Genomic DNA, 25,306 nt, shown 5'->3' on the forward strand with positions numbered 1-25,306 from the left:
TTGGTTGTTTGTGTTTAATTCTTAAAAAAAGAATTTTTATAATTAACCTACTGTTTAATTTTCAAAGTTCATTTTTGCTTTGCCCTTTTCTTAAGGACAAGTAATACTTTACCATCATTTGAAAATAACGTCAATACTTTTTAAAAACTTTTTTCTATTTTTTTATTTATTTTATGTGAAATTATCTCTTCTTCCCTCAAATTTCAACATTTTTAAACTATATATTTTTTTAGTTCTTCAATGTTTAAATTTATAATTTCATTTAGTAATTGCTTTTTTTTAACTGGATCATCATATTTTTTTAGAATTTTACATCTTAATTCGCCTAGTAATTGTATATATTCTTCATAACTATCATCATAAACTATTTCTAAATCTTTTTTTATCTTAGATGCTAATGATGGACTTTTTCCTGAAGTGGATACTCCTATAATAAGATCTCCTCTTTTAATGGCAGATGGAACTATATAGCTAGATAATGTTGGATTATCTACTACATTTACAAGTTTATTTTTCTCAGCGCAATACATACCTATAGACTTATTTATATCTCTATTATTAGTAGCTGCAACAACAATAAAGCTATTTTCTATATATTCTTTTTTATATTCATCTCTTATTAATTCAATTTTACTTTCTATATCTTTAAATTTTTCATTAAAGTCTAAAGATATAACCTTAACCTTATATCCAAAATCAATAAAGTTCTTTGCTTTCCTATAAGCTATTTTCCCACCTCCTATAATTGTTATCTCTTTATAATCTAAGTTCACCATAATAGGGTAGTTCATCTTATAATTCCTTTCTATACTTTTAATATCTATTTTATATTATATACTACCTACTTCTTTTTCTACCTCTTTTTGAACTCTTCCAAACGATATTTCTTTATCTTCTGCCCCTGTATATACATATGCTTTAGTTAAATCTTCAACCGTACTCTCTAGTTCTTGCATAAATTGAGTGTATGCAAAGTCAAACTTAGAATCACTTTCATCTTTTCCAAAAACACTATAAATTAGCGATTCTATCATTTGATCCATACCCCATAATTTAAGATGTATAAGCTCGTGAATTACCAAAGCTTCTAAATTAGTATGTTTTCTATTATAATTATTTATCATCAAAACAGCTTGTTTTACATCTCTATCGATCTTTATATCTCCACTTTTTCTCCATTCTTTATCAACCAACTCAATTTTAATATCCCAATCTCTAATTCTAAGAATATCTTGCCACTTATCCAAATATTGTTCTACTAAATCATTCTTTAATTTCATAAATACTTCTCCTTTTTGACTATAAAAATAAATAACTTTAATATGTTTATTTCTATAATCAAAAAGGAGTACCTCTATTTTTATTATAGAAATACTCCTAACTAATAACTATTTATTATATTAATATATTTATATTAAATAAAATCTTTTTCAAACTCATCTATACAATCTTTTAATAAAGTAGCACTATACGCCATAGAAGGTCCTCCTCCAAACCCAACTGCAACCATAGCTGCTTCCATTATTTCCTCTCTTGTAGCTCCAAGCTCTAATGCTGCATATGTATGACAAACTATACAATACTCGCAACGATTATATATACCTATTGCTACACTTATAAGCTCTTTTGTTTTAGTAGTTAAAGCTCCTTCTTTATAACCAGAGTTTAAAAGCCCCATAAATGCTTCTACATTTTCTTGGTTTGTTTCACTTATAGCCCCTAATCCTTCTTTAAATGAATTTAATATTCCTCTTACGTCTTTTTTCATGTTAAATCCCCCTTATGTTATAAGCCCTTAAAAATAGTTAGTATACTAACTTTATTTGTAAATTATACTATTTTAAAATATCCCATGTAAAGGATATACATTTTTACTCCTATTTTTATTAATTATACATATAGAAAAAAACTATAAACTTAACTATATGTGTAAACAATATTGCTATGAAATTGTAAATTTATATAAATTTAAAAAAGTGTTGAATAGAAAATTTCTATTCAACACTTTTGATTATAAGTTATGAGCAGCCTTTAGAGCTTCATAACTAGCTTTTATAGTTTCATCTATTATCTCATCTGTATGAGCATTAGATAAGAACATTGCCTCAAATTGAGTAGGAGCAAGTAAAATTCCTCTATTTAATAGCTCCTCGAAGTATTTATTAAACATAGGTACATTACACTTAGTAACATCATCATAGTTGTTTATTGGTCCTTCTGCAAAGAATAAACAAACTAAAGATCCAGCTCTATTTACAGTGTAATTTAATCCAAGTTTTTCAACATTTGATCTTAAACCTTCTTCTAGTTTTATAGCTTTTCTTTCTAATTCACTATAAACTTCTGGTCTATCTCTTAATATCTCTAAGTTCTTTTTACCCATGTACATAGCTAATGGATTACCTGATAAAGTACCAGCTTGATATACAGGCCCTACAGGAGAAACCATATCCATAATTTCTTTTTTACCACCATACGCCCCTACAGGAAGTCCAGCTCCTATTATTTTCCCGAAGCATGCCATATCAGGTTCTATTCCATAATATCCAACTGAACTGTTGTAAGCTAATCTAAATCCAGTTATAACTTCATCAAAAATTAAAACTGTTCCGTACTCTTTAGTTATATCTCTTAAAAATTGTATAAATTCTTTTTTACCTGGAACAACTCCCATATTTCCTGCTACAGTCTCTAGTATAACAGCAGCTATTTCATTACCATGCTCTTCAAACATAGCTTTAGTAGCTTCTATATCATTATATCTAGTTACTAAAGTATCTTTTACAACATCCTCTGGTACTCCAGGGCTTGTTGGTACTCCATATGTTATAGTTCCTGACCCAGATTTAACTAAAAGTGCATCTGAATGTCCATGATAACATCCTTCAAACTTTAATATTTTATTTCTATTAGTATAAGCTCTTGCTACTCTTAACGCACTCATAGTAGCTTCTGTTCCAGAGTTTACCATACGAACTTGATCTATTGCAGGATAAGCTTCAACTATAAGCTTAGCCATATCAACTTCTATAGCTGTCGGAACCCCATAACTTGTACCTTTTTTTACTATTTCTTCAATTCCATCTACTATTTCTTTTGGGCTATGACCTAACATAAGTGGTCCCCATGAACATATATAATCTATATATTCATTTCCATCTACATCATATATTTTACATCCTTCTGCTCTATCTATAAAAACAGGGTCTAATCCTACTGATTTAAATGCTCTAACTGGGCTGTTTACGCCACCTGGGATGTACTTAGTTGCTTCTTCATATATTTTTAGTGACTTTTCATTTTTTCTCATTGGTGTTACCCCCTAATTAATTTAGCTATATCTTTTGCAAAGTAAGTTATTATTATATCTGCTCCAGCTCTCTTTATAGACATAACAGCTTCATATATAGCTGACTCATTTAATAAACCTTCTTTAACTGCAAGTTTTAACATAGAATATTCTCCACTTACATTGTATGCTACTAATGGTAAGTCAAAGTTATCTTTAACTCTTCTTATTACATCTAAGTATGATAATGCTGGCTTAACCATTAACATATCTGCTCCTTCTAATACATCAAGTTCAGCTTCTATTAATGCTTCATTTGAATTAGCTGGATCCATTTGATAAGTTTTTCTATCTCCAAATGATGGAGCTGATCCTGCTGCATCTCTAAATGGTCCGTAGAAACTAGATGCATACTTAACACTATATGACATTATAGCTACAGTTTCGAACCCTTGTGCATCTAACCCTTCTCTCATAGCTTGAATTCTTCCATCCATCATATCAGATGGAGCTACCATGTCAGCTCCAGCTTTTGCATGACTTACAGCTATTTTAGTTAAATATTCTAAAGTTTGATCATTGTCTACATATCCTTTTTCAGTTAATATACCGCAATGACCATGACTAGTATATTGGCACATACAAACATCTGTAGTTACACACATATCAGGATCTATTTCTTTTATTTTTCTTATAGCCTTTTGAACTATTCCATTATCATTGTATGCTTCTTTTCCAAAAGGATCTTTTTCATCTGGTATCCCGAATAATATAACATGTTGAATTCCTAAGTCTTTTATTTCTTTTATTTCTTCTTCTAATTTATCTAAAGAAAAATGATATACTTCTGGTAGAGATGGTATTTCTTCTTTTATATTTTCTCCTTCTACTACAAATAAAGGATATATTAAATCATTTACATTTAATACTGTTTCTCTCACTAAATCTCTTATTGCAGCACTGTTTCTTAATCTTCTTGGTCTTCTTAACATTGTAAATTCCCCCTAAATTAATTATTTGTCTTCTATAATACAATTTATCAAATCATTTATAGTATAGTTAGTCGGCTCTTTATAAACCTTTAGTCCTAACTCTTTAGCTGTATTGCTAGTTATAGGTCCTATAGATATTACTTTAGTATTTTTTAGTTTATCTATATTGTCTACTCCTATTATATCAATAAAATTAGAAACTGTAGACGAACTTGTAAATGTAATATAATCTACATCATTTTCATTTAACAAAGCTATTATTTCTTCTTTATACTTATCTTCTATTTCAGTTTTATAAGTATGTACTTCTTTCACTGTACATATTTCACTTAATTTATCTACTAAAAAGTCTCTTGAGTTCGCACCTCTTGGTACTAAAATGCTATCATTACTGTTTAGTTTATTTTTTAATTCCTCATACACAGCTTCTGCTACGAACTTTTCAGGCACTATATCTGCTATTATCCCTCTATTTTTTAGTTCTTTAGCTGTAGCTGGTCCAATAGCACATATTTTTATATTAGCTAACTTTCTTAAATCTAAATTCATTTCAGCCAGTTTATCAAAGAATATATTAACTCCATTTTGACTTGTTAAAATTAAGTAATTATAATTAGAAATATTGTTTATTTCATTTTCTAATTCTTTGTTGTCATCTACTTTTTCTATTCTTATTGTCGGTATTTCAATTGGATTACCTCCTAAATCCATTATCTTAGCAACTAAACTACTACTTTGAGTTCTAGCTCTCGTTACTAAAATATTTTTTCCAAATAGAGGTTTTTTCTCAAAGAAGTTTAGTTTTTCTCTTAAACTTACCACATCACCTACAACAATAAGAGTTGGAGGTTTAACTCCTTCTTTCATAGCTATATCATATATATTTTCTAAGCTTCCAGTAACTACGCTTTGATTATATCTAGTAGCCCAACTTATAAGCGCTACAGGAGTATCCTTTGACTTTCCTTCTTTGATTAATTTATTGCTTATCTTTTTTAAATTGGAAATTCCCATTAAAAATACTAATGTTCCTTCATTGTTAGCTAATGCATTCCAATTAAGTTCATCATTTTCATCATCTTTTAAATGTCCTGTTATAACATGAAAAGAAGATGCATAATCTCTATGAGTTATAGGTATACCTGCGTAACAAAGACCTCCTATTGCAGATGTTATCCCTGGAACTACTTCAAATTCAATTCCATTATCTAAAAGGAATTCAGCTTCTTCTCCACCTCTACCAAATACATATGGATCTCCACCTTTTAGTCTAGTTACAGTTTTACCTTCTTTAGCTTTATTTGTTATAACTTCATTGATTTTATCTTGCGGTAAAGCATGATTGCTAGATGCTTTTCCTACATATATAAATTCGCAATTTTCATTTGCTTCTTTTAAATATCTTTCATTTGCCAACCTATCATAAACTATTACATCAGCTTTTTTTATACATTCCATTCCTTTTAATGTCATAAGTTTATAATCTCCAGGTCCTGCTCCAACTAAGTATACTTTACCTTTCATAAGACTTAAACTCCTTCGAAATTAATTTGGCTAGCTCAATTCCTACTTCTCTAGCTTGAGAAACTTTACCATTTATAGTTTTCGTTATAATTTTATTACCTTCTTCATCTCCATATAATCCAGTTAATACTATATCATCACCATCTACTTTACAGTGTGCTCCCACTGGAATATGACAGCTTCCATTTATTCCATCTAAGAATCCTCTTTCTGCTTCAACTTGTATCTCAGAAGTCTTATCTGCTATACAACTTAATATCTCTTCTATCGATGAGTCTCCTTTTCTTATTTCTATTCCTAATGCTCCTTGAGCTGGAGCTGGTATAACTATATCTTCATCTAAGTAACAAGTAATTTTTTCTTCTAGACCTGCTCTTATAAGTCCTGCTGCCGCAAGTATTACACCACAAAGATTTTCATCTTCAATCTTTCTCATTCTTGTCTCTATATTTCCTCTTATAGGAACTATTTCTAAGTCTGGTCTATGATTTAAAAGCTGATATTTTCTTCTCTTGCTTCCGCTACCTATTTTAGCTCCTTTAGGCAAATCATCTAAAGATTTGTATCCTTCTTTTAAAATTAGGACATCCCTTATATCTTCTCTCTTAGGTACTCCTGCAAATTTTAATCCTTCTGGTAAGCTTGAAGGCATATCTTTCATACTGTGTACAGCTATATCGATTGACTTGTCTAATAACTGTTGTTCTATTTCTTTAACAAATAAGCCCTTATCTCCTATTTTATCTAGAGATACATTTTGAATTAAGTCTCCCTTAGTTTTTATTATCTTAACTTCAAACTCTATATTCGGATGAATTTTTTTCAGTTCATTTATAACCCAATTAGTTTGAGTAAGAGCTAAGTTGCTACCTCTGCTTCCTACTATAACTTTCATACCTAATCTCCTTTTGCCCATATTTATTATAAGTCAAACAGCTCTTCTACTATTTTTATATATTCATCTTGCTTTCCACTATCTTTAATTTGTTTTAAATTTATTATTGGTTCCCTTACAAGTCTTTTAAGTGCAGAAGTTAGCATCTTATCTATTATTTTTTTCTCTCTGCAATTTAAATCAAGTTTTCTATAGATATAATCTAATGTATCCTCTCTAATATCTGAACATTTATCATTTAAAGATTGTATTGTTGGATCTATTTTTATAGTATCTAACCATTCATTAAATTCTTCTATCTTTTCATCAATAATTAATTCTCCAATAGATGCTAATTCTCTTCTTTTTTTGTCATTTGCTTCACTTATTTTTTTTAAATCGTCAATATCATAAACTTCAATATTCTCAAATTCATTTAAGTTTTTATCTATATCTCTTGGTAATGCAATATCCATCATTATTAGCTTGTTTGAAGTTTTTGGCATCTCATCCTTTTTTAATACTGTATGAGGAGATGCCGTAGCACTGATAACTATATCTACCTTATCCATAACTTCATATCTATCCTCATACTTAATAGGAATTAAATTCTTATATTCATCTTGTATGTTTTTTAATTTTTCATAACTTCTATTAGTCACGTATATATTGTTTAATTGCTCTTCTTCTAAGTGTTTCATCGCTAACTTGCTCATTTTGCCAAGTCCAATTACTAAAGCATTTTTATTTTCTAAAGATCCCATCTTTTCTTTCAAACATTTAATTCCAATGTAGCTTATAGATAATGGTTGATGAGAAATCTTTGTTGTAGTTTTTATATCTTTTGAAACTGTTATAGCTTCTCTAAATAATTTATTAAATACTTTCTTACTTGAACCTAATTGTCTTGCAAAATCATGTGCATCTTTAACTTGTCCTAAAATTTGATCTTCACCTAAAACTAATGAATCTAGCCCTGCTGAAACATTAAATACATGTTTAATTGCTTCTTCTCCAGTTTTATTAAATAAGAATTCTTCTATATTTTCTACATCGAAATAGTCTTGGTAGAAGTTTTTTACAACTTCTACCTTATCTAAAATATTTTTTGAGTATATATATACTTCACTTCTATTGCATGTAGATAATATAATAGCTTCTTCTATTCCATTGTCTAGTAAAAAATTTATACCTTCAATTTTTTGTGTATCTGTAAAAGATACAGTTTCTCTTATGTTTATAGGAGTGTTATTGTGATTAACTCCCACTACTGCAAAATCCATAAAATCCTCCAGATTTATCCTACCTTAGTATTCTCCTTGTTTACTAAAATCGTGGAAAAATAAGATATTTTATTTTCTAAATCAATTTCTTTTAAATCATTATACACCACTTCATTTTCTTGAGATGAATTACTAACTAATATAGAATATTCTAATAAATTGTTCTTTTCCAATTTATCAACTATATGCTTAAAGTTTTTATACACTTTCATTAAAACTATTGAACTGTAGTTTTCTAAAGCGTAATCTATCTTTTCTTCATCTATAGTGCATGGCACTATTATTAATGGCTCTTTATCCATTACTAACGGAAAATTTTGATTTGATGCAATGTTTGAAAATGATGAAATACCAGGTATAGTTTCAACATCAATTTTGTCTATAAGTCTTTCCATGATATATACGTATGTGCTGTATATCATAGGATCACCTAAAGTTACAAATCCAACATTTTTTCCATTTTTAACATCTTCTACAATTTCATCCGCTACCCTATTCCAAGCCATTATTTTTTCACCATCATTAAAGTTCATAGGGAAGTGCCTTTGCTTGATTTTAAGCTGTTCTGGCAAATACTGTTCTACTATGCTTAATGCTAAACTATTTCCTTCTCTCTTTGACTCTGGTGTGTATAATATATCCAGTTTTTTCATTGTATTTACTGCTTTTACTGTAACTAACTCACTATCTCCAGGTCCTGTTCCGATTCCATAAAACTTAGCCATAATTAATTTCCTCCCCCATTTAAAACCTCAGCACAATCTAGTGCATGTTTTACGAATTTATTTTGAATTGCTTCATTTTCTCCTAATCCCTTTAAATGTACTTCTGTTTTAAATCCATTTTTTATTAATATTGAATTCCAAGAGTCATCTTCCTCTCCGGCCATATCATTTATTGCATGATCTCCTGCAACCAACATAAAAGGCATTAATCTTACTTTTGAAACTTTATCTTTTTTAAGATTAACTATAACTTCATCTATTTCAGGATAACCTTCAACAGTTCCAACATATGCTTTAATATTTTCTTGTTTTAACATATAATCTAATGCTGGATAAGCACTATGAGCTTCGTGTTCAGTTCCATGGCCCATAAGAACAATAGCTTCATCTTCTTCTAATTCTGGTATTTGTAGCTTTAAAGCTTCTACCGTTTCTTTATAGTCATCAATTTGACTTAAAAGAGGTCTTCCTAGTGTTATTTTTTCAAATTTGTCATCGTATTCACTTATTTGATTTTTTAACTTTGTATATTCCTCTCCACAAATTATGTGTAAAGTTTGAACTATTACTTCTTCATATCCCTCATCATATAATCTATCCAATGCTTCTATTGGATTTTCTATATGTATGTTATCTCTATTTTTTAATTTTCTTATTATCATATTTGATGTGAACGCTCTAAAAAAGTCATATCCTTTAAAAGCTTCCTTAATTTTACTTTCACATGCCTCTATAGTTTTTTCTCTTGTCTCTTTGTAACTTGTCCCAAAACTAACAACTAAAATTGCTTTTTTCACTTTTAATCCTCCACTATGAAATTTGTTATATTTTCTATTTCATTTACTACTGTCTTATAATCTATCTTCTCTCTAACTATAACTACTACTGGTATATTTAAATTCTTAGCAGCATTTACTTTTTCTAGAAATCCACCTTCTATACCACTTTCCTTCGTTATAACTAGGTCTACATCGTAATGTTTATACATTTGTTCGTTTATAGCTTCACTAAAAGGGCCCTTCATAGCTATTATGTTATCCGCATTTAGCCCTACCTCTTCACACATCTTAATAACATCACTTGTTGGTAAAACTCTTGCTATTATATTTTTATCTTTAAGGTTTTTTGTGAATTCACCTATAGTCTTACTTCCCGTTCCTAAAAATATATTTCTTCCTAATTCATTTGCTTTTTGATAAGCCTCTTCAACATTTTTTACTTTTATAACTTTTTCATAATCAAACTCATCTAGAAGAGACTTTCTTTCATATCTTAAATATTTTATTCCTAAGAAATCGGAAACTTCTATAGCATTTTTTGATACTTCTATTGCATATGGATGCGTTGAATCTATTACTAAACTTATATTGTTATCTTTCATAAACTTAGTCATATAGTCTCTATTCATTCTTTTAATTACTATATTTTCAGCACATTTACTAGCTAAGTCAGCTCCATAATTAGTAGTTACAGAAACTATATAATCTTTTTCTAGACTATTTAGTAGATTACAAATTTTTATGCTATCAGATGTTCCTCCTAAAACTAAAATCATATATTGTAACCTCTAGGTGTTATCATTAAGTCTCCATGTATAAACGTAGATTTGTTTCCTATAATAACCATAGTAGTCATATCAACTCTTTCAAAGTCCATAGTTTCAAATGTACATACAAATTTTTCTTCTTTTTCTCTTCCTACATCTTTTACAATTCCAACTGGAGTTTTTCCATCTTTAAATTCACTCATTATTTTAAATGCTTTATTTAAATGTTCACTTCTTCCTTTACTTCTTGGGTTATATAAACAGATTACAAAATCAGCTTCTGCAGCTAATCTTAACCTTTTTTCTATAACTTCCCAAGGAGTTAATAAGTCACTTAAACTTATATGGCAAAAATCATGCATTATCGGGGCTCCTAATATTGCTGCTGCACCTATACTAGCAGTCACTCCTGGAACAACCTTTACTTTTATATCCTCTTCTTGTGTTGTTAATTCTAATATTAACCCTGCCATACCATATATTCCTGCATCTCCACTACTTATCACAGCAACATTTTTTCCTTGTTTCGCAATTTCTACTGCTTGTTTACATCTATCTATTTCCTGTCTCATTCCATTTTGTACTACTTCTTTATCTTTAATAAATTCAGTAACTAAATTTATATACGTCTTGTATCCAACTACAACATCACTGTTTTTCATAGCTTCTATAGCTTCAACAGTCATCATATCTTTACTTCCAGGTCCTATACCTATTACATAAATCATACGCTCAATCTCCCTATCGAAAAAGTTATTCCCTTATATTTATGTTTTTCAACTATAAGGTTTTTATTGCTTAATATATAGGCTACTGGTTCCGCTACACAGTAAACACCTATGCTCTTTTTTACAAAATCTGATTTTTGAAATTTATGTTCAATCTCTTTAATTTCTTCTAGAGTAATAATTTCAAAAGGTATATTTAATTGTTTAGCTAATTCAATAATTCCTTTTTCATCTTTCTTAACTTCTACACTTCCAATTTTCGCTAAAGATTTTTTATCTAAATTAAATTTATTTAATAAATCTTCTAATGCAGTATTTATATCATCATAAGATGTATCTCTTCTACATCCCATTCCTATTACAATATCTCTAGGAACAACTTTTATAATTCGTTCATCTTCAATTTCCGTTGCACTTTTATTAGTTATATAAATAATTTTATCTAATTTATCATGCCTATGGAATCCATTAATATTTTTAATGGTTATTAATCCTCTAGTATCAACGTTATAATCTCCATCTATAAACACTCCAACACTTCCATCATTGACTAATAATGAATTAACTTCTTTTACATTTTCTCTAAAATTATCTATATGTGCATTTAATTTTTTAGCTATCATATCTAATGAAGTTTTTCCATTTATATCGGTTGCTGTAGTTATAACTGGATTTGCTCCTATAAGGCTACTTATATAATTTGTCATTTCATTTGCTCCACCCATATGACCACTAAGTAAACTTATTACATTTTTACCTTTCTCATCTATTACTAGTATCGCTGGGTCATCAAATTTACTTTTTATTTCATTTGCTATAGACCTTACTACTATACCTGTAGCCATTATAAATATTAAAACTTCATAATTTCTAAAAAGTTTTGGCATAAAATCGGATAGCTTACCTTCTATAGCATTTAATGATTGTGTATTTTTATCTAAATTATATAAAAGCTTTTCTGTTATATACACATCTCCATCTTCCATAATATTTCTTATATTAACAGCTAAATTCATAGCATTTTTTGTAACACATATAAAAGCAATTTTACTTTCTATATTCATGTTTAAAATCCTTGTCATATAACTTAGAGTTTTTATATTCTTCACCCAAGAATTTACCTACTAATATTAATGCTGTTTTACTTATTTCATTTTCTTTAACTTTTTGTGCTATAGTTTCTAAAGTTCCTTTTACAATTTTTTCTTCTGGCCAAGTAGCTTTATAAACAACAGCTATAGGTGTATCCATTGGATATCCTCCTTCATGTAATCTCTCTACTACTTTTTCTATATCATGAACTGATAAAAATATAGCCATCGACGTTTGGTGCTTAGCAAAAGATTCTATACTCTCTTTTTCTGGAACCGGAGTTCTTCCTTCCATTCTTGTAATAACTACACTTTGAGATATTTCTGGAACAGTATACTCTACTCCTAATGCAGATGCCGCTCCTAAGAAAGAACTAACTCCAGGTGTACAATCATACTCTATTTCTAAGTCTGCTAATTCTTCAACTTGCTCTCTTATAGAACCATATATTGAAAAATCTCCAGTTTGAAGTCTTACTACCTTTTTGTTACTTTGTATTCCATCTTTCATAACATTTATTATTTGATTTAAATCCATTGATGCACTATTATGAATTTCACAACCTTCTTTACAATATTCTAGTAAAGCTGGATTTACTAATGATCCTGCATATATAACTACATCAGCTTCACTTAATAACTTGTATCCTTTTAATGTTATTAAATCTTTATCTCCTGGTCCTGCTCCTACAAAATGTACTTTATTCATAATCTTACTCTCCCTTTTTACAAGATATTATATATATTGGATTTAAAGGTTTGAAATACTCACCTTTTCCTAACGGTTCTAATTTTGCTACATTTAGCATAGTAGCTTCTATATCTTCAAAACCTAATTCTTTTAACATATTTAAAGTTTTATAAAAAGTATCAATTATTATGAAGTTAGCTACTAAAGTTCCTTTTTCATTTAGATTTTCTTTAGCCCAGTTTAAAATTTCATTTAAGTTAGGTCCGCTGCCTCCAATAAATATTGAATCTACTTTTTTACCTATATCTATAGGTGCATATCCTTTTATAACTTCTACATTAGTTAAATTAAATTTCTCTATATTTTGATTTATTAATTCAATAGCTTTATCTTTGCATTCTATGGATATTACATCAATATTTGGGTAGTTATAAGCTACCTCTACACTTACACTCCCTGTTCCTGCCCCAATATCTAAAAATGTATGCTTATTTTTTAAATCAAGCTTGTTTATAGAAATTGCTCTTACTTCTTCCTTTGTTATTGGGACATTTCCTGTTATAAATTCACTATTTTTCATCGAGTATCACCACTACATTCATATCAAATTTTTCTATCTTTAAAATTTCCTCTGGAGGTGCTGTAGTAATTCTTTCATTTTCATATGATAAATTTTCACCTACAACCATAATTTTTTTTAAATTCCTTTGTAGTATTTCTTTAGCAATTTCATTTGGGCCTATTTTATTATCAGTTACCATACATACTTTTTCATGTTGTAATATATAGTCAAAGTTAGGAATTTTTCCATGACTACTAGTTATATATAAATCATTCATATCAGTATGTATCCTTGAAAATATATATTGCATAGAACTTATACCCGACACAATATTTAAATTTTTATTATCTATATTTTTAGATAAGTACTTTCCTATACCATATATAGATGGATCTCCTGATGCTATAATAGATATATTTTTATCCTTATTTGCTTTTAGATAGTCTACGATTTCTTGCAAGTTACTTCCTAGTTCAATCTTAGTTCCTTCAAAATCGTTTACACTATCTAAATTTCTTTTTCCACCTATCAATATCTCTGAGTTATATATTAACTTTTCTCCTAATTTAGTGCAGTATCCTATGTTACCAGGCCCTAGCCCTATAATATTAATCATAAAATACCTCCTTTAAATCGCCAGCTTTTTTCGACTCTCCTAACAGCTTTTTCTCCATAGAAAAAATCATTACCTCAATATCTATTTCATCATCATTCATATATATATCAATTCTTTTTTTACATTTTTCAGAAAGTATGTTATAAATTTCTTTATATTTTTTATACTTATCATCTTCTAATATCTCTATAAATTCTTCTGTTGTTAAACATTCATTTACCTTATTTATCAATTCAAACGGCGCATTCATTAAAGCTAAATTTGCTATTAAAATTTCATTTCTAGCATCTGCAACTTTGCTATGTGTATTAAATATTCCGCCAGCTATCTTTACATATTTGCCTAAATGTCCAGCCATTAAAATTTTTTTAAATCCAATACGTTGAGCTTCTTTCAACATATATCCAATAAAATTGCTGGTCCTAACTATATACTTTGAATCAATACCTAAGCTTTCTTTTATAAACATTTCTCCATGGTTACCTGGTACCAAAATAACTTTATCCATTCCCTGAGCTTTTTTCATCTCTAGTTCTATTGATAAAGATTTCTTCCATCCTTCATCACTCATTGGCTCAACTATACCCGTTGTTCCTATTATAGATATACCTCCTACAATTCCAAGTCTTGGATTAAAAGTTTTTTTTGCAATAGTTTCTCCCTCTGGGGCAAATATAGTTATTTTAACTCCCTTTGTATCTCCTATTACTTTTCTAACTTCACTTTGTATCATGGATATAGGAGTTTTATTTATTGCAGCTTTTCCAATTTCTATTCCTAGGCCTTTTTTAGTTACTCTTCCAATCCCAATTCCACCATCTATTATTATTTCATTACAATCAATAAGTTCAGCTTTAGCATATATATGCATTTTATGAGTTGCATCTATATCGTCGCCTCCATCTTTTTGAATCGAACATTGTGCAAAAGCATTGTTTATATCTACATTCTCTACTTTTAAATTTAATGGAATTCCCTTGGGGGTATCTATATTTACAGTTTCTAATGTTTCCTTAGTTAAAATCATATATGTGGCCGCTTTAGCTGCACCTGTTGCACATGAGCCAGTAGTATATCCTCGTTTGTATTTTTTGCCATCTATATAAACATATTCTTCCATAATATCACCTTACATAGAGTATAGTATTGCATTTATTATTGCTGCTGCTAAGTTGCTTCCACCTTTTCTACCTTTTGATATTATGTAAGGAATATCTGTTTTTTCTAATTCATCTTTAGATTCAGCCGCTCCTACAAACCCTACAGGTACTCCCACTACAGCTTCAACATTCAATTCTTTTGAATTATGCATTTCTATAACTTTATATAAAGCAGTTGGTGCATTTCCAAGTACAAATATTTTCTTACCTTCTTCTTTTGCTGCAACTTCCACTGCTGCCATAGATCTTGTTATACCTTTTTGTTTTGCAAAATCTGCTACTTTTTCATCACTTACAAAACATTTGTACTTACAACCTAATGCATCTAATCTTCTTTTGTTGATTCCGCTTAAAGCCATGTTAGTATCTGTATATATAGTTGCATTTTCCTTTAGAGCACTTATAATATTTTCTACTACACCTTCAGATATTTTTAATATATCTAAATACTCAAAGTCAGCAGTTGTATGTATAGCTCTTTTTATTATTTTTTCTTCTAACTCATTTTTGAATTTGTATTCAGGTCTTATTTCATCAATTATGCCTTGAATTATTTCAAAACTCTTAGTTTCTATCATCATAGGATTTTTAATGTATTCCATAGTTATTCACTCCTAAGTCCCCCAGCTATTATATCTGCTGTGTATATTTTTTTGTATTTTTTATCTATTTTCTTTTCTACTATTTTTTCTACTATTTTACTTTCATCCATATCACATTCAAGCAATATACCTATAACTGTTCCACTGTGAGCTATATTAACTCCACAAGCCCCATACTCTTTTGAAATATCCATTATTTCACTTAAGTATTTTTTCTTATGAATATTTTCATTTGCAACACTACTTATATTGCACGCTTGTCCTATTAAATTTAAATCATTATTCTTTATTCCTTGTTCCAATAGTTTAAATGCATATTCAATTATGTACTTATTTTGCCTTTTAAGTTTTGTGTAATTTTCCTTTTTTCTTATATGCTTAGTACTTAATTTATCATTAGGCTCTAATATCAATACTTTTCCAGTATTAAAGCATCCTAATTTTTTTACAACACTTGCATCTAACGGATTAAATATAGTGTTTTCTTTTAGATATATAGAATCTGTAGGTTCAATTTTGGTTGCAAGCTTTGATATATCATACTCGCTTAAATCTCTTCCTATAAGGTTTAGCGTTGCTCTTATAGTAGCTCCTATATCTGCAGTAGAACTTGCCATCCCTTTGCTTATAGGTATCTCACTTTTTATATCTATAGATATATTTTTTAAGTCATTCTTAGGCAAATTAAAATATCTAAATACCTCTTCCATAGCTTTTCTTGCTTTTAATGGTCCTCTATTTACATCACTAATTTTTTCTTCTAATGTTACTTTAGAAAATCGATTAATTGCATAAGATGATAAGTATTCTTTTTCTTTTATCATACCTTGCACAAACTCTCCACAAGATGCTGGGCATATTCCATATGATTTCATCCTATTCTCCTAGAATTTTATTTAATTGGTTTAATATTTTTTTATTTTCTGAATGACTTTTTATCGCTATCCTAATATAACTTTCATCTAAATTTCTAAAATTAGATGCATCTCTAATAAGTATATTTCCTTCTAAAAATAGTTTTTCTTTTAATTTAATTGCTGTTGTATTGAGCAATTTTACTAAAATAAAATTTGTATTTGTATCATAAACCTTAATTGCTTTTATATCTCGTAATTCTTTTAAAACATATGCTCTTTCTTTTATAAAAAATTCTTTGCTATTTTTGATATATTCTTCATCTTTAAATATATAATTTGAAATAATATCTGCAAAAGAGTTTATGGTCCATGGTTCTTTAATTTCATACATCTTATCTAAAATGTTTTGATTACTACATACTCCATACCCTAGCCTTATCCCTGGAATTCCAAAAAACTTAGTTATAGCCTTTATTATAAAAATATTTTCATTTTCTTTAATATGTTTTATGAGACTATAATTTTCTTCATGTTCTGCAAATTCCATAAAAGTTTCATCTACTATAAGCAATTTATTGTGCTTTTTTAAAAGTTCTACTAGTGAACTTAAATCATATGTTTTTCCAATAGGATTTGATGGATTACATATAAATAAACTATCAAATTTATCTATGTTTTCCCTTATATAATTTAAATCAAGTTCAAAATTGTTATCTTTATTTAGATATAAATTTAAAACTTCTAGCCCACTTAAATTTGCACTTCTTTCATATTCTGAGAAAGTTGGGTTCAAAATAGCTATCCTTTTACCTATACTTTTCATTAAAAGATATATTATTTCAGTAGCCCCATTTCCTGGTATTATATTACAGCTATCTACATTTAAATATCTAGCTATATTTTCTCTCAGGCTTTTATAGCTTATATCAGGATATTTATTGCATACTTTTAGCCCTTCTAATATATATTCATCTAAATTTGGTATTAAATATGGATTTATATTAGAACTAAAATCTATAATATCTTTTGGATTTTTTTTATAAGCTCTGCACATATCTTCTACGTTTGCTCCATGTCCAAGGTCTTTCATGATTTCCACCCTCTATCTTAAAGTACTATATAAGTAATTATTGAAAATATAACTAAAGCTATAAATGACGTTAAATACATTATTTTATTTGTTCTTAATATATCTTCAGCTTCTAACTCTCTATCTTTATCCCCTATAGTAGGTTTATAAACCTTTTCTCCAAAGTACATGTTTGTTCCTCCTAGTTGTACTTCTAGAGCACCTGCCACTGCACCTTCTGCATATGCGCAATTTGGACTTTTGTGGTTTTTTCTATCTCTAATAGCTATTTTGATACTTTTTTTAGAATTAAATCCTAATATAAAACTTGCTATCATCATGAAAAATGGTGTTATCCTAGCAGGTATAAAGTTTGCTATATCATCAATCTTCGCAGATGCAAATCCTATGTCTCCATACTTTTCATTTTTATATCCCACCATTGAATCTAATGTATTTATAGCTTTATAAGCCATTGCAAGAACAGGTCCTCCGATAAATCCATACATCATAGGTGAAATTATTCCATCTACTGTGTTTTCGGCTACAGTTTCTACAGTAGCTCTTATTATTTCATTTTCATTTAAACTAGTTGTATCTCTGCCAACTATATACGATAGTTGTTTTCTAGATTTTTCAATATCTCCAGTTTTTAAAACTTCATATATTTTTTTTGCTTCATCAGCTAAACATTTTGTTGATAATGTTGTATATAATATTATCGATGCTATAATCACATAAAAAATATTATTTATACAAAGTAAATTCAGAATTAAATTTGTTACTAATGCTGTAAATCCTACTGTTATAGTCCAAAGTAGGAAACCCCCTATTTTTAATTGTTTTTTTGATTTGAAAATTATTCTTATTTTTCCTTCTGTAAATCTTATAAGATTTCCAATAAATCTAACCGGATGTGGAAAAGAATATGGATCTCCTATAACCAAATCCAGTAAATACGCTATAACCATTACTAAAATTATTAATTTACTCATTTCTATCACCTATAAATTTTATTATTGAATCTAAATTATTATAAAAATGAGTATGTAAATATGTAGCTAATGTATTCCCTTTTGAATATCCTCCATCCCATTCATCTACAATTTTATTGCCTCTTTTTTTAATCATTTTATAAGCACAGTTTTCATCACTTTTAAATTCTGAGTGATGGAACTCATGACCTTTTATAATCTCTCCTTCATTCGAAAGAATTGTATCTTCCTTAGCTATTCCATCACAGTATCCAAATCTTTTAAGTGAACTTGTCATTTCACTAGTTCCTTTAAATATTCCTACCATATTATAAATATTTTCATCTGAATCTTTCAGCTTTTCCCCTAAATACATAAGGCCACCACATTCAGCATATATAGGTATATTTTTTTCATGTGCATTTTTTATAGATAATCTCATACTTTCATTTAAATGCAACTCTTTTGCAAATATTTCAGGAAATCCGCCTCCAATGTATATACAGTCTGCTTCAGGAACCTTCTTATCATTAAGAGGACTAAATTTAACAATTTCAACCCCCATATGTTCTAATAGTTCTATATTTTCTTTATAGTAAAAATTAAATGCTTTATCATAAGCTATAGCTACTTTTTTGTTTTCAAATCTTGGTAAATCTTTTAAATCAAAATTACTTTTTACTGATTCACTTTCTGAAATTTCAATTAGTCTATCTATATCTATGTATTTTTCTATCTCATCTCCTAAATCACTAAATTTTTCTTTTAAAGATTCCATTTCAACACTTGGAATTAAACCTAAGTGCCTAGACTCTAAAGAAAATTTTTCATTAGGTGGAAAATAACCTAACACTTCAGTATTACAATATTTCTCTATAGCTCCTTTTATAAGTTCATAATGACCTTTCGTTTTTACATTGTTTACTACTACACCTTTTATATTTACATTTTTATCTAATTCTTTATATCCAAGAACCATAGCTGCTGCTGAGGAAGACATAGCCTTTCCATTTATAACTAATATAACCGGAGCCTTTAATAATTTAGAAGTATATGAACTTGTACATGCATCTAAGTCTATACCAAATCCATCATACAATCCCATAACCCCTTCTATTACCGATATATCAGCTTCCTCTGATGCTTTATTTACTATATATTTAATTTTTTCATCTTCCAACATATATGAATCTAAATTTCTTGAGTCTCTCCCAGTTATGAATGTGTGATGCGATGGATCTATATAATCTGGTCCTACTTTATACGGTTGAACTTTTAAGCCTCTTTTAGTTAGCGCTTGCATTATTCCCAGTGAAATAGTAGTTTTTCCAACTCCACTATTTGTTCCTGCTATCAATATTTTTTTCATATTATCACCTAACCATTTATAATCTCATATATTTTTTCCATATCTAAACATTCTCTTAGTATTTTTGCTAACTTGTCATACTCTTTATTTTTAAATTCTTCAAACGAAGTTATAGAACTTTGATTTTCTTCTAATCCTTTGCTCTTCCTTATTGAATTTAATATTTCTCTTGTAAAACTAGCATCATCAAAAATACCGTGAATGTACGTTCCAACTACATTTCCTTCTTCATTTATACATCCCTCTTGATATGAAACATTATCTTCTAACTTTTTAGTTATTGTCAGTAGTGATTTTCCTTTTACATCTGTTTCCCCCATATGTATTTCATATCCCTTTACACTAATATCACTTAATGAATTTAAGTATCCATTTAAATCTTTATTTATAATAGCTTCAACTTGGGTTGTAACTTTTTCTTTTTCGAATTTAGTTTCTATATCTAAAAGTCCCATTCCATCAATCTCTTTTATAGATCCCTCTATACCTTCCGGGTCATATAATTTATTACCTAAAAGCTGATATCCTCCACAAATTCCAAATATTAATTTGCCTTGTTTTTGTAAATCTTTTATTTGCTTCTCTAATCCACTTTCTCTTATATAAATTAAATCTTCTATTGTATTTTTACTCCCCGGTATTATCACCATATCTGGGTCTGATAAAGACTCCCCTTTTTCTATGTATCTAATACTTACATCTTCTTGTATCTCTAGCATATGCATATCTGTAAAATTCGACATGTACGGTGTTCTTATTATCTCTATATTCACATCATTCTTTTTAAATTGTTTTTTAAATCTATCTGTTACACTGTCTTCATCTTCTATATTTAAATCACTATATGGAACTACTCCTAGGACAGGAACTTTTATAATATCTTCTAGCATATCGATTCCCGATTGTAAAAGCTCTACAGTACCTCTAAATTTATTAATAATAACACCTTTGACTCTTTCTCGTTCTTTTTCTTCTAGTAAAATCATTGTTCCAGCTATAGATGCAAACACTCCACCTCTATCTATATCAGCAACTAATACTACCGGTGCATCTGCAATTTCGGCCATTCCCATATTAGCAATATCTCTATCTTTTAAATTGATTTCTGCACAACTTCCTGCTCCTTCTAGAACAATTACATCGTACTCATCGCTCAAGTCTTTATAAGTTTGTTTTAGCATTAAGGCCAGATCTTCTTTATAGTCGTGATATATACTAGAACTTACGTTATCAAGAACCTTTCCATTTACTATTACCTGGCATCTATTTTTACCTGATGGTTTTAATAAGATTGGATTCATTCTAACATCAGGTTCAATTCCAGCTGCCTCAGCTTGAGTAACTTGTGCTCTCCCCATTTCTAATCCATCTTTTGTTATGTATGAATTTAATGCCATGTTTTGAGATTTAAAAGGTGCTACACTATATCCATCTTGTTTTAGTATTCTACATAACCCAGCGGCCAAAGTACTTTTACCTACATTAGAAGCTGTTCCTAAAAACATTAATGATTTACTCATAATAAAAGTTTCCTTTCCAATTTGTATTGTTTTGCAAAACCTATAATTTCCTTAATTGCAAAAAAGACCTATCCAGAATGGATAGATCTTAAAAAAGTATATACTTAACCAATTTTAAAATCCTTCACCCCGAAGACTTTATTTCCATAAACTAGGCAGGTCTCCTGACTCAGCTTCATCCTAGTCCTATTCCTTCCCGTAAAATCACAGTGGTGTCTAATAGTTTCGTCAGCATTACAGTAGCGGGGGCTGCAAAGGATTCTAACCTTTTTCCCTATTAATCTTTAATGAAGAACCTAATTTATGTCTATTTTTATGATGTTTTTTATATATGTTTGTGTATGTATTTATGTTAAATATAAAGTATTATTTAGTGTATGAATTACAGAAAATCCATCTACTATGTCTATAATACTAACTGATGCATTATCTATTTTAAAATTCCAGTGATACTCATGTGTGTTTCCAATTAAATAAGAAATGATATTTCTTATTGTCCCTGCATGAGCGCATATCAAAATGGTTTTATCTTTATTACAATCCAATATATAATTTATTTCTTTGCAAACTCTGTTATAAGAATCTACTAAACTTTCCCCATTTGGATATTTGTATTCAAATCCATTTTTAATTATTTTTTCAAATTCTTCTCGGAAATTATTTTTTATATATTCAAAGTTCATTCCTTCAAAGTCTCCAAAACTAATTTCTCTAAGATTCTCACTCTCAACAATGTCTAAGTTTTTACATTTAGCTATATCCTTTATCGTATTCTTAGTTCTAGTAGATGTAGTTGTATATATACAATCAATATTTTCTTTTTCTAAGAATTTATTTAGCTTAAGTATTTGTTGTTTACCTAAATTACTTAATTCACTATCTATATGTCCAGATAAGTTTCCATCTATATTATCCTTTGTTGTAGCATGTCTTACTAATATAAGCTTTGACATAATCTCACCTCTTATTTTAATCCAAATGTCAAATATATAAATATTAAATATACAACCTCGACAAGTTCGGATGTACATCCAAGTATATCTCCTGTTATTCCATCTATTTTTGAATATATATACTTAACAAAACATCTAGTAAATATAATCATAACTGGTATAAATGCTATTACTTTTATTATACTTATTGCATCTAAATTAAATAATACTGAACCTATAAATGCTACTAATATTGCTGTATATGCTATACCAATTAAAATCATATTTAAAGTTGGCTTTCCTATAAAAACATTCCCCATACCATTTTTTCTTGGTGTTACACTTTTATAAGAAGCTATTACAATAGCCATTCTTGCAAATACAGGCATAAATATTAAGTTATATAAATTTCCTGATTCTACAATAGAATACACCAACCCAAGTTTCATAAGAATCAAAAACAATACTGATAACATTGCATTAGTTCCCAATCTTGAATCTTTCATTATTTCTAATATTTTTTCTTTCTCTCTGTAGCTATATATACCATCAAATGTATCCCCTACTCCATCTAAATGCAATCCTCCTGTTAACACAACAGTTGCTATTAATATATTTACAGATGTTATATAACTATCAAATACTAAACTTGATACTAGTCCAACTATAAAGTATAAAATTCCAAGCACAAATCCTACTAAAGGAAAGTAGTACATAGTTTTATGAAATTCATCATCAAATCCTATATCGACTCTAATTGGAATTCTAGTTAAAAACTGTAATATTCCTATAAATCTTTTCATATTACTACTCCTTAATTTTCATAGGTATACCACTTACAACAAAGTAAACTTCATCAGCACATTTAGCTATATACTGATTTATCCTACCTACTATATCAGAATATACTCTACAAAGTTTATTATCAGGCACTAAACTCATACCTAACTCATTAGTTACTATTACAAAGTATAAATCTGTCTTTTTAATTTCATTTATTAGCATTTCAATTTGCTCTTTTATATACTTTTCCATCTCATTAGTTTCTTCTGTCGTGCATTTATCAAAATCTATTCCATAGTCAAATATTAAATTATTAACTAATAGTGTTACACAATCCAAAATAACAGTTTGATGTTTATTACCTAAGTTATCTATTATCGAATATATACCTTTAAAAATTTCATAAGTTTCCCAATTACTCGGTCTACTCTCTTTATGTTTTCTAACTCTATCTTTCATCTCCTCATCAAAAGGAGTAGAAGTTGCTATATATGCTGTTGAATTTTCTCTACTTATACATAAACTTTCTGCAAAACTACTTTTTCCAGATCTAGATCCACCAGTAACTAAAATTAACTTGCTCATAAATTTCACCTTCTTATTTTCCTATGTCTACTTCATCAGTTGTTGCCATATTTTTATATGCATAATTTGCAGCTTCTATAATATTGAAGGCTAATGCTGAACCACTTCCTTCACCTAATCTCATATCCATATTAAGCATAGGATTTAACTTTAATATTTCTAAAGCCTTAGCTGCCCCTGCTTCTGCTGATGTATGTGATGCTATCATATACTCTTTAACCATAGGATTTATAGTGTATGCTATTAAAGCTGCTGCATATGATATAAACCCATCAATAACTATTGGAGTTCTATTAGCAGCACAAGCTAAAATCACGCCTGCCATTCCCCCTATTTCAAAACCTCCAACTTTATATAATATATCAACTCCATCTAATTTATCTGGTTTATTTAATTCAATTGCTTTTCTTATCGTGTTAGCTTTATGAGCTACTCTATCTTTTTTAAGTCCTGCTCCTATTCCCGTAACATCTATAGGATCACAATCAGCTATAACAGAAACTATAGCGCTACTTGGAGTAGTATTACAAATTCCCATTTCTCCTATTCCTATAAGGTTATATCCTTTTTCTATACTCTCATTTGTTACTTTTATACCTATTTCTAAACATCTAATAGCTTCTTCCCTAGTCATAGCCGGACCTTTTGCCATATTAGAAGTTCCTTTTCTAATCTTATAATCTATAACTCCATCTAATTTTTCATCTGTATTTATTCCTAAGTCAATTGCAATAACATCAGAGTTTACAAATTTAGATATAGCTCCTACTCCACATACCCCTTTAGTAAAGTTCGGAAATTGAAGTCTCGTTATTTTCTGAGGGTCTGGTGCTACACCTTCTTCATATACTCCATGATCTCCTGCAAAAGCAATCACTATTTTTTTATCTGTATCAAAATATTTTTTTTCAGTTATTCCTGCTATTTGTATACATATATCTTCTAATTTTCCTAAGCTCCCCACAGGTTTAATTAATTTATCTAATCTATCTTTCGCTGCATTCATATGTAATTCACTTAATGGCTTTATGTTGTTTATCGTCTGTTCTAAAGTTTTCATGACTACCTCCTTAAATTACAATAAAAAAAGACTTAACTCAAGAGTTAAGTCTTTAAATATGTCATAAAAATATTTTAAGATTTAAATTCTTCACCCCGAGAACCTAGTTATATAATATACTAGGCAGGTCTCCTGACTTAGCTTCTTCCTTGCTCTAACCTTCCCGTAATTTTAACAGTGGTAAATAGAGTTCGTCTGCATCACAGTAGCGGGGACTGTAGAGGGATTACACCTCTTTCCCTATTAATCTTAAATGTAAGAACCTATATATATTTAAGTTATTTAATTTTGTTTTATTGATATTATGTATAAAAAATCTCCCCACATACAACTAATTCTACATTAGTGTACATAAATCCTTTATTTTTTAATTATAAATATAAAAAAAAGATTACGTGGCTACGTCCTACTCTCCCAGGCAGCTTCCCACCAAGTACCATCGGCGCTAAAGAGCTTAACTTCTGTGTTCGGAAT

At 28.9% G+C, this 25,306-nt stretch carries 27 protein-coding genes, 1 rRNA gene and 2 riboswitches; all 28 genes read right to left on the reverse strand.

The annotated features are described in order from the left end of the window. Nucleotides 1-212: 212 nt before the first annotated feature. Nucleotides 213-776 carry a precorrin-2 dehydrogenase/sirohydrochlorin ferrochelatase family protein gene (locus GFJ41_RS16700; RefSeq protein ID WP_264318408.1) on the reverse strand — a complete coding sequence of 188 codons (564 nt, stop codon included), beginning with the start codon at nt 774-776 and terminating at the stop codon, nt 213-215. A 54-nt stretch (nt 777-830) separates the two neighbouring features. After that, nucleotides 831-1,280 carry a hypothetical protein gene (locus GFJ41_RS16705; protein ID WP_035119012.1) on the reverse strand — a complete coding sequence of 150 codons (450 nt, stop codon included), beginning with the start codon at nt 1,278-1,280 and terminating at the stop codon, nt 831-833. 134 nt (nt 1,281-1,414) lie between these two features. Further along, nucleotides 1,415-1,768 (reverse strand): carboxymuconolactone decarboxylase family protein, encoded by a 354-nt coding sequence (locus GFJ41_RS16710; RefSeq protein WP_021428159.1) that lies wholly within the window; start codon nt 1,766-1,768, stop codon nt 1,415-1,417. Nucleotides 1,769-2,011: 243 nt separating this feature from the next. After that, the gene (gene hemL / locus GFJ41_RS16715) at nt 2,012-3,310 is read right to left on the reverse strand and encodes a glutamate-1-semialdehyde 2,1-aminomutase (protein WP_021428147.1); all 1,299 of its coding nucleotides are present in this window, start codon (nt 3,308-3,310) and stop codon (nt 2,012-2,014) included. A gap of 5 nt (nt 3,311-3,315) precedes the next feature. After that, nucleotides 3,316-4,281: a porphobilinogen synthase gene (gene hemB / locus GFJ41_RS16720; protein ID WP_035119013.1), complete on the reverse strand. Its 966-nt coding sequence runs from the start codon at nt 4,279-4,281 to the stop codon at nt 3,316-3,318. Nucleotides 4,282-4,302: 21 nt separating this feature from the next. Next, nucleotides 4,303-5,805 carry a uroporphyrinogen-III C-methyltransferase gene (cobA, locus tag GFJ41_RS16725; RefSeq protein ID WP_035119014.1) on the reverse strand — a complete coding sequence of 501 codons (1,503 nt, stop codon included), beginning with the start codon at nt 5,803-5,805 and terminating at the stop codon, nt 4,303-4,305. Beyond that, on the reverse strand, nt 5,795-6,700 hold the full coding sequence (hemC, locus tag GFJ41_RS16730; protein WP_150845208.1) for a hydroxymethylbilane synthase: 906 nt from the start codon (nt 6,698-6,700) through the stop codon (nt 5,795-5,797). Before hemC ends, cobA begins: the two co-directional genes overlap by 11 nt. A 26-nt stretch (nt 6,701-6,726) precedes the next feature. Further along, on the reverse strand, nt 6,727-7,962 hold the full coding sequence (gene hemA, locus GFJ41_RS16735) for a glutamyl-tRNA reductase (protein WP_170075893.1): 1,236 nt from the start codon (nt 7,960-7,962) through the stop codon (nt 6,727-6,729). A gap of 14 nt (nt 7,963-7,976) precedes the next feature. Next, nucleotides 7,977-8,687, reverse strand: coding sequence for a cobalt-factor II C(20)-methyltransferase (locus tag GFJ41_RS16740; RefSeq protein WP_021428161.1), 711 nt, complete (start codon nt 8,685-8,687; stop codon nt 7,977-7,979). Between the two features lie 2 nt (nt 8,688-8,689). After that, nucleotides 8,690-9,484: a sirohydrochlorin cobaltochelatase gene (locus GFJ41_RS16745; protein WP_029878115.1), complete on the reverse strand. Its 795-nt coding sequence runs from the start codon at nt 9,482-9,484 to the stop codon at nt 8,690-8,692. A gap of 2 nt (nt 9,485-9,486) precedes the next feature. Continuing rightward, nucleotides 9,487-10,242, reverse strand: coding sequence for a cobalt-precorrin-6A reductase (locus GFJ41_RS16750; protein ID WP_025162097.1), 756 nt, complete (start codon nt 10,240-10,242; stop codon nt 9,487-9,489). Next, complete coding sequence (gene cobJ / locus GFJ41_RS16755; RefSeq protein WP_021428151.1) at nt 10,239-10,961, reverse strand: precorrin-3B C(17)-methyltransferase; 723 nt, start codon at nt 10,959-10,961, stop codon at nt 10,239-10,241. The genes GFJ41_RS16750 and cobJ overlap by 4 nt, the downstream gene beginning before the upstream one ends. After that, nucleotides 10,958-12,025, reverse strand: a complete 1,068-nt coding sequence (cbiG, locus tag GFJ41_RS16760) for a cobalt-precorrin 5A hydrolase (protein ID WP_025162096.1) — start codon at nt 12,023-12,025, stop codon at nt 10,958-10,960. Before cbiG ends, cobJ begins: the two co-directional genes overlap by 4 nt. Next, nucleotides 12,009-12,761: a cobalt-precorrin-4 methyltransferase gene (locus tag GFJ41_RS16765; RefSeq protein WP_021428138.1), complete on the reverse strand. Its 753-nt coding sequence runs from the start codon at nt 12,759-12,761 to the stop codon at nt 12,009-12,011. The genes cbiG and GFJ41_RS16765 overlap by 17 nt, the downstream gene beginning before the upstream one ends. A gap of 4 nt (nt 12,762-12,765) precedes the next feature. Next, nucleotides 12,766-13,323, reverse strand: coding sequence for a decarboxylating cobalt-precorrin-6B (C(15))-methyltransferase (locus GFJ41_RS16770; protein WP_021428156.1), 558 nt, complete (start codon nt 13,321-13,323; stop codon nt 12,766-12,768). Then, complete coding sequence (locus GFJ41_RS16775; RefSeq protein ID WP_025162095.1) at nt 13,313-13,921, reverse strand: cobalt-precorrin-7 (C(5))-methyltransferase; 609 nt, start codon at nt 13,919-13,921, stop codon at nt 13,313-13,315. Before GFJ41_RS16775 ends, GFJ41_RS16770 begins: the two co-directional genes overlap by 11 nt. Beyond that, on the reverse strand, nt 13,914-15,041 hold the full coding sequence (gene cbiD, locus GFJ41_RS16780) for a cobalt-precorrin-5B (C(1))-methyltransferase CbiD (RefSeq protein WP_021428152.1): 1,128 nt from the start codon (nt 15,039-15,041) through the stop codon (nt 13,914-13,916). The genes GFJ41_RS16775 and cbiD overlap by 8 nt, the downstream gene beginning before the upstream one ends. A 9-nt stretch (nt 15,042-15,050) precedes the next feature. Next, nucleotides 15,051-15,683 carry a cobalt-precorrin-8 methylmutase gene (locus GFJ41_RS16785; protein ID WP_025162093.1) on the reverse strand — a complete coding sequence of 211 codons (633 nt, stop codon included), beginning with the start codon at nt 15,681-15,683 and terminating at the stop codon, nt 15,051-15,053. Nucleotides 15,684-15,685: 2 nt separating this feature from the next. After that, a complete protein-coding gene (locus tag GFJ41_RS16790; RefSeq protein WP_021428160.1) occupies nt 15,686-16,558 on the reverse strand; it encodes a GHMP family kinase ATP-binding protein in 873 nt (290 codons plus the stop codon). A 1-nt stretch (nt 16,559) separates the two neighbouring features. Then, nucleotides 16,560-17,630, reverse strand: a complete 1,071-nt coding sequence (locus GFJ41_RS16795; protein ID WP_170075894.1) for a pyridoxal phosphate-dependent aminotransferase — start codon at nt 17,628-17,630, stop codon at nt 16,560-16,562. Between the two features lie 17 nt (nt 17,631-17,647). After that, complete coding sequence (gene cbiB, locus GFJ41_RS16800; RefSeq protein ID WP_170075895.1) at nt 17,648-18,604, reverse strand: adenosylcobinamide-phosphate synthase CbiB; 957 nt, start codon at nt 18,602-18,604, stop codon at nt 17,648-17,650. Beyond that, on the reverse strand, nt 18,597-19,952 hold the full coding sequence (locus tag GFJ41_RS16805) for a cobyrinic acid a,c-diamide synthase CobB (RefSeq protein WP_170075896.1): 1,356 nt from the start codon (nt 19,950-19,952) through the stop codon (nt 18,597-18,599). Before GFJ41_RS16805 ends, cbiB begins: the two co-directional genes overlap by 8 nt. 8 nt (nt 19,953-19,960) lie before the next feature. Further along, nucleotides 19,961-21,472, reverse strand: a complete 1,512-nt coding sequence (locus GFJ41_RS16810) for a cobyric acid synthase (RefSeq protein WP_170075897.1) — start codon at nt 21,470-21,472, stop codon at nt 19,961-19,963. 137 nt (nt 21,473-21,609) lie between these two features. Continuing rightward, nucleotides 21,610-21,787, reverse strand: a riboswitch (cobalamin riboswitch). A 32-nt stretch (nt 21,788-21,819) separates the two neighbouring features. After that, nucleotides 21,820-22,425, reverse strand: a complete 606-nt coding sequence (locus GFJ41_RS16815; RefSeq protein ID WP_150845197.1) for a histidine phosphatase family protein — start codon at nt 22,423-22,425, stop codon at nt 21,820-21,822. An 11-nt stretch (nt 22,426-22,436) separates the two neighbouring features. Further along, on the reverse strand, nt 22,437-23,207 hold the full coding sequence (gene cobS, locus GFJ41_RS16820) for an adenosylcobinamide-GDP ribazoletransferase (RefSeq protein WP_170075898.1): 771 nt from the start codon (nt 23,205-23,207) through the stop codon (nt 22,437-22,439). A gap of 4 nt (nt 23,208-23,211) precedes the next feature. After that, nucleotides 23,212-23,772 carry a bifunctional adenosylcobinamide kinase/adenosylcobinamide-phosphate guanylyltransferase gene (gene cobU / locus GFJ41_RS16825; RefSeq protein ID WP_170075899.1) on the reverse strand — a complete coding sequence of 187 codons (561 nt, stop codon included), beginning with the start codon at nt 23,770-23,772 and terminating at the stop codon, nt 23,212-23,214. Between the two features lie 13 nt (nt 23,773-23,785). Continuing rightward, on the reverse strand, nt 23,786-24,832 hold the full coding sequence (cobT, locus tag GFJ41_RS16830) for a nicotinate-nucleotide--dimethylbenzimidazole phosphoribosyltransferase (protein WP_170075900.1): 1,047 nt from the start codon (nt 24,830-24,832) through the stop codon (nt 23,786-23,788). 106 nt (nt 24,833-24,938) lie between these two features. Further along, nucleotides 24,939-25,114: riboswitch (cobalamin riboswitch) on the reverse strand. Nucleotides 25,115-25,225: 111 nt separating this feature from the next. Next, nucleotides 25,226-25,306 (reverse strand): 5S ribosomal RNA (rrf, locus tag GFJ41_RS16835); the annotation flags it as partial.

The sequence above is a fragment of the Paraclostridium dentum genome (assembly GCF_012922555.1).
In the GTDB taxonomy this organism is placed as follows: domain Bacteria; phylum Bacillota; class Clostridia; order Peptostreptococcales; family Peptostreptococcaceae; genus Paraclostridium; species Paraclostridium dentum.

Bases quoted from the DNA above. Each gene is read 5' to 3' on its own strand.
- GFJ41_RS16700 (WP_264318408.1), bottom strand. From the start codon at position 776: ATGGTGAACTTAGATTATAAAGAGATAACAATTATAGGAGGTGGGAAA.
- GFJ41_RS16705 (WP_035119012.1), bottom strand. From the start codon at position 1,280: ATGAAATTAAAGAATGATTTAGTAGAACAATATTTGGATAAGTGGCAA.
- GFJ41_RS16710 (WP_021428159.1), bottom strand. From the start codon at position 1,768: ATGAAAAAAGACGTAAGAGGAATATTAAATTCATTTAAAGAAGGATTA.
- hemL (WP_021428147.1), bottom strand. From the start codon at position 3,310: ATGAGAAAAAATGAAAAGTCACTAAAAATATATGAAGAAGCAACTAAG.
- hemB (WP_035119013.1), bottom strand. From the start codon at position 4,281: ATGTTAAGAAGACCAAGAAGATTAAGAAACAGTGCTGCAATAAGAGAT.
- cobA (WP_035119014.1), bottom strand. From the start codon at position 5,805: ATGAAAGGTAAAGTATACTTAGTTGGAGCAGGACCTGGAGATTATAAA.
- hemC (WP_150845208.1), bottom strand. From the start codon at position 6,700: ATGAAAGTTATAGTAGGAAGCAGAGGTAGCAACTTAGCTCTTACTCAA.
- hemA (WP_170075893.1), bottom strand. From the start codon at position 7,962: ATGGATTTTGCAGTAGTGGGAGTTAATCACAATAACACTCCTATAAAC.
- GFJ41_RS16740 (WP_021428161.1), bottom strand. From the start codon at position 8,687: ATGGCTAAGTTTTATGGAATCGGAACAGGACCTGGAGATAGTGAGTTA.
- GFJ41_RS16750 (WP_025162097.1), bottom strand. From the start codon at position 10,242: ATGATTTTAGTTTTAGGAGGAACATCTGATAGCATAAAAATTTGTAAT.
- cobJ (WP_021428151.1), bottom strand. From the start codon at position 10,961: ATGATTTATGTAATAGGTATAGGACCTGGAAGTAAAGATATGATGACT.
- cbiG (WP_025162096.1), bottom strand. From the start codon at position 12,025: ATGAATATAGAAAGTAAAATTGCTTTTATATGTGTTACAAAAAATGCT.
- GFJ41_RS16765 (WP_021428138.1), bottom strand. From the start codon at position 12,761: ATGAATAAAGTACATTTTGTAGGAGCAGGACCAGGAGATAAAGATTTA.
- GFJ41_RS16770 (WP_021428156.1), bottom strand. From the start codon at position 13,323: ATGAAAAATAGTGAATTTATAACAGGAAATGTCCCAATAACAAAGGAA.
- GFJ41_RS16775 (WP_025162095.1), bottom strand. From the start codon at position 13,921: ATGATTAATATTATAGGGCTAGGGCCTGGTAACATAGGATACTGCACT.
- cbiD (WP_021428152.1), bottom strand. From the start codon at position 15,041: ATGGAAGAATATGTTTATATAGATGGCAAAAAATACAAACGAGGATAT.
- GFJ41_RS16785 (WP_025162093.1), bottom strand. From the start codon at position 15,683: ATGGAATACATTAAAAATCCTATGATGATAGAAACTAAGAGTTTTGAA.
- GFJ41_RS16790 (WP_021428160.1), bottom strand. From the start codon at position 16,558: ATGAAATCATATGGAATATGCCCAGCATCTTGTGGAGAGTTTGTGCAA.
- GFJ41_RS16795 (WP_170075894.1), bottom strand. From the start codon at position 17,630: ATGAAAGACCTTGGACATGGAGCAAACGTAGAAGATATGTGCAGAGCT.
- cbiB (WP_170075895.1), bottom strand. From the start codon at position 18,604: ATGAGTAAATTAATAATTTTAGTAATGGTTATAGCGTATTTACTGGAT.
- GFJ41_RS16805 (WP_170075896.1), bottom strand. From the start codon at position 19,952: ATGAAAAAAATATTGATAGCAGGAACAAATAGTGGAGTTGGAAAAACT.
- GFJ41_RS16810 (WP_170075897.1), bottom strand. From the start codon at position 21,472: ATGAGTAAATCATTAATGTTTTTAGGAACAGCTTCTAATGTAGGTAAA.
- GFJ41_RS16815 (WP_150845197.1), bottom strand. From the start codon at position 22,425: ATGTCAAAGCTTATATTAGTAAGACATGCTACAACAAAGGATAATATA.
- cobS (WP_170075898.1), bottom strand. From the start codon at position 23,207: ATGAAAAGATTTATAGGAATATTACAGTTTTTAACTAGAATTCCAATT.
- cobU (WP_170075899.1), bottom strand. From the start codon at position 23,772: ATGAGCAAGTTAATTTTAGTTACTGGTGGATCTAGATCTGGAAAAAGT.
- cobT (WP_170075900.1), bottom strand. From the start codon at position 24,832: ATGAAAACTTTAGAACAGACGATAAACAACATAAAGCCATTAAGTGAA.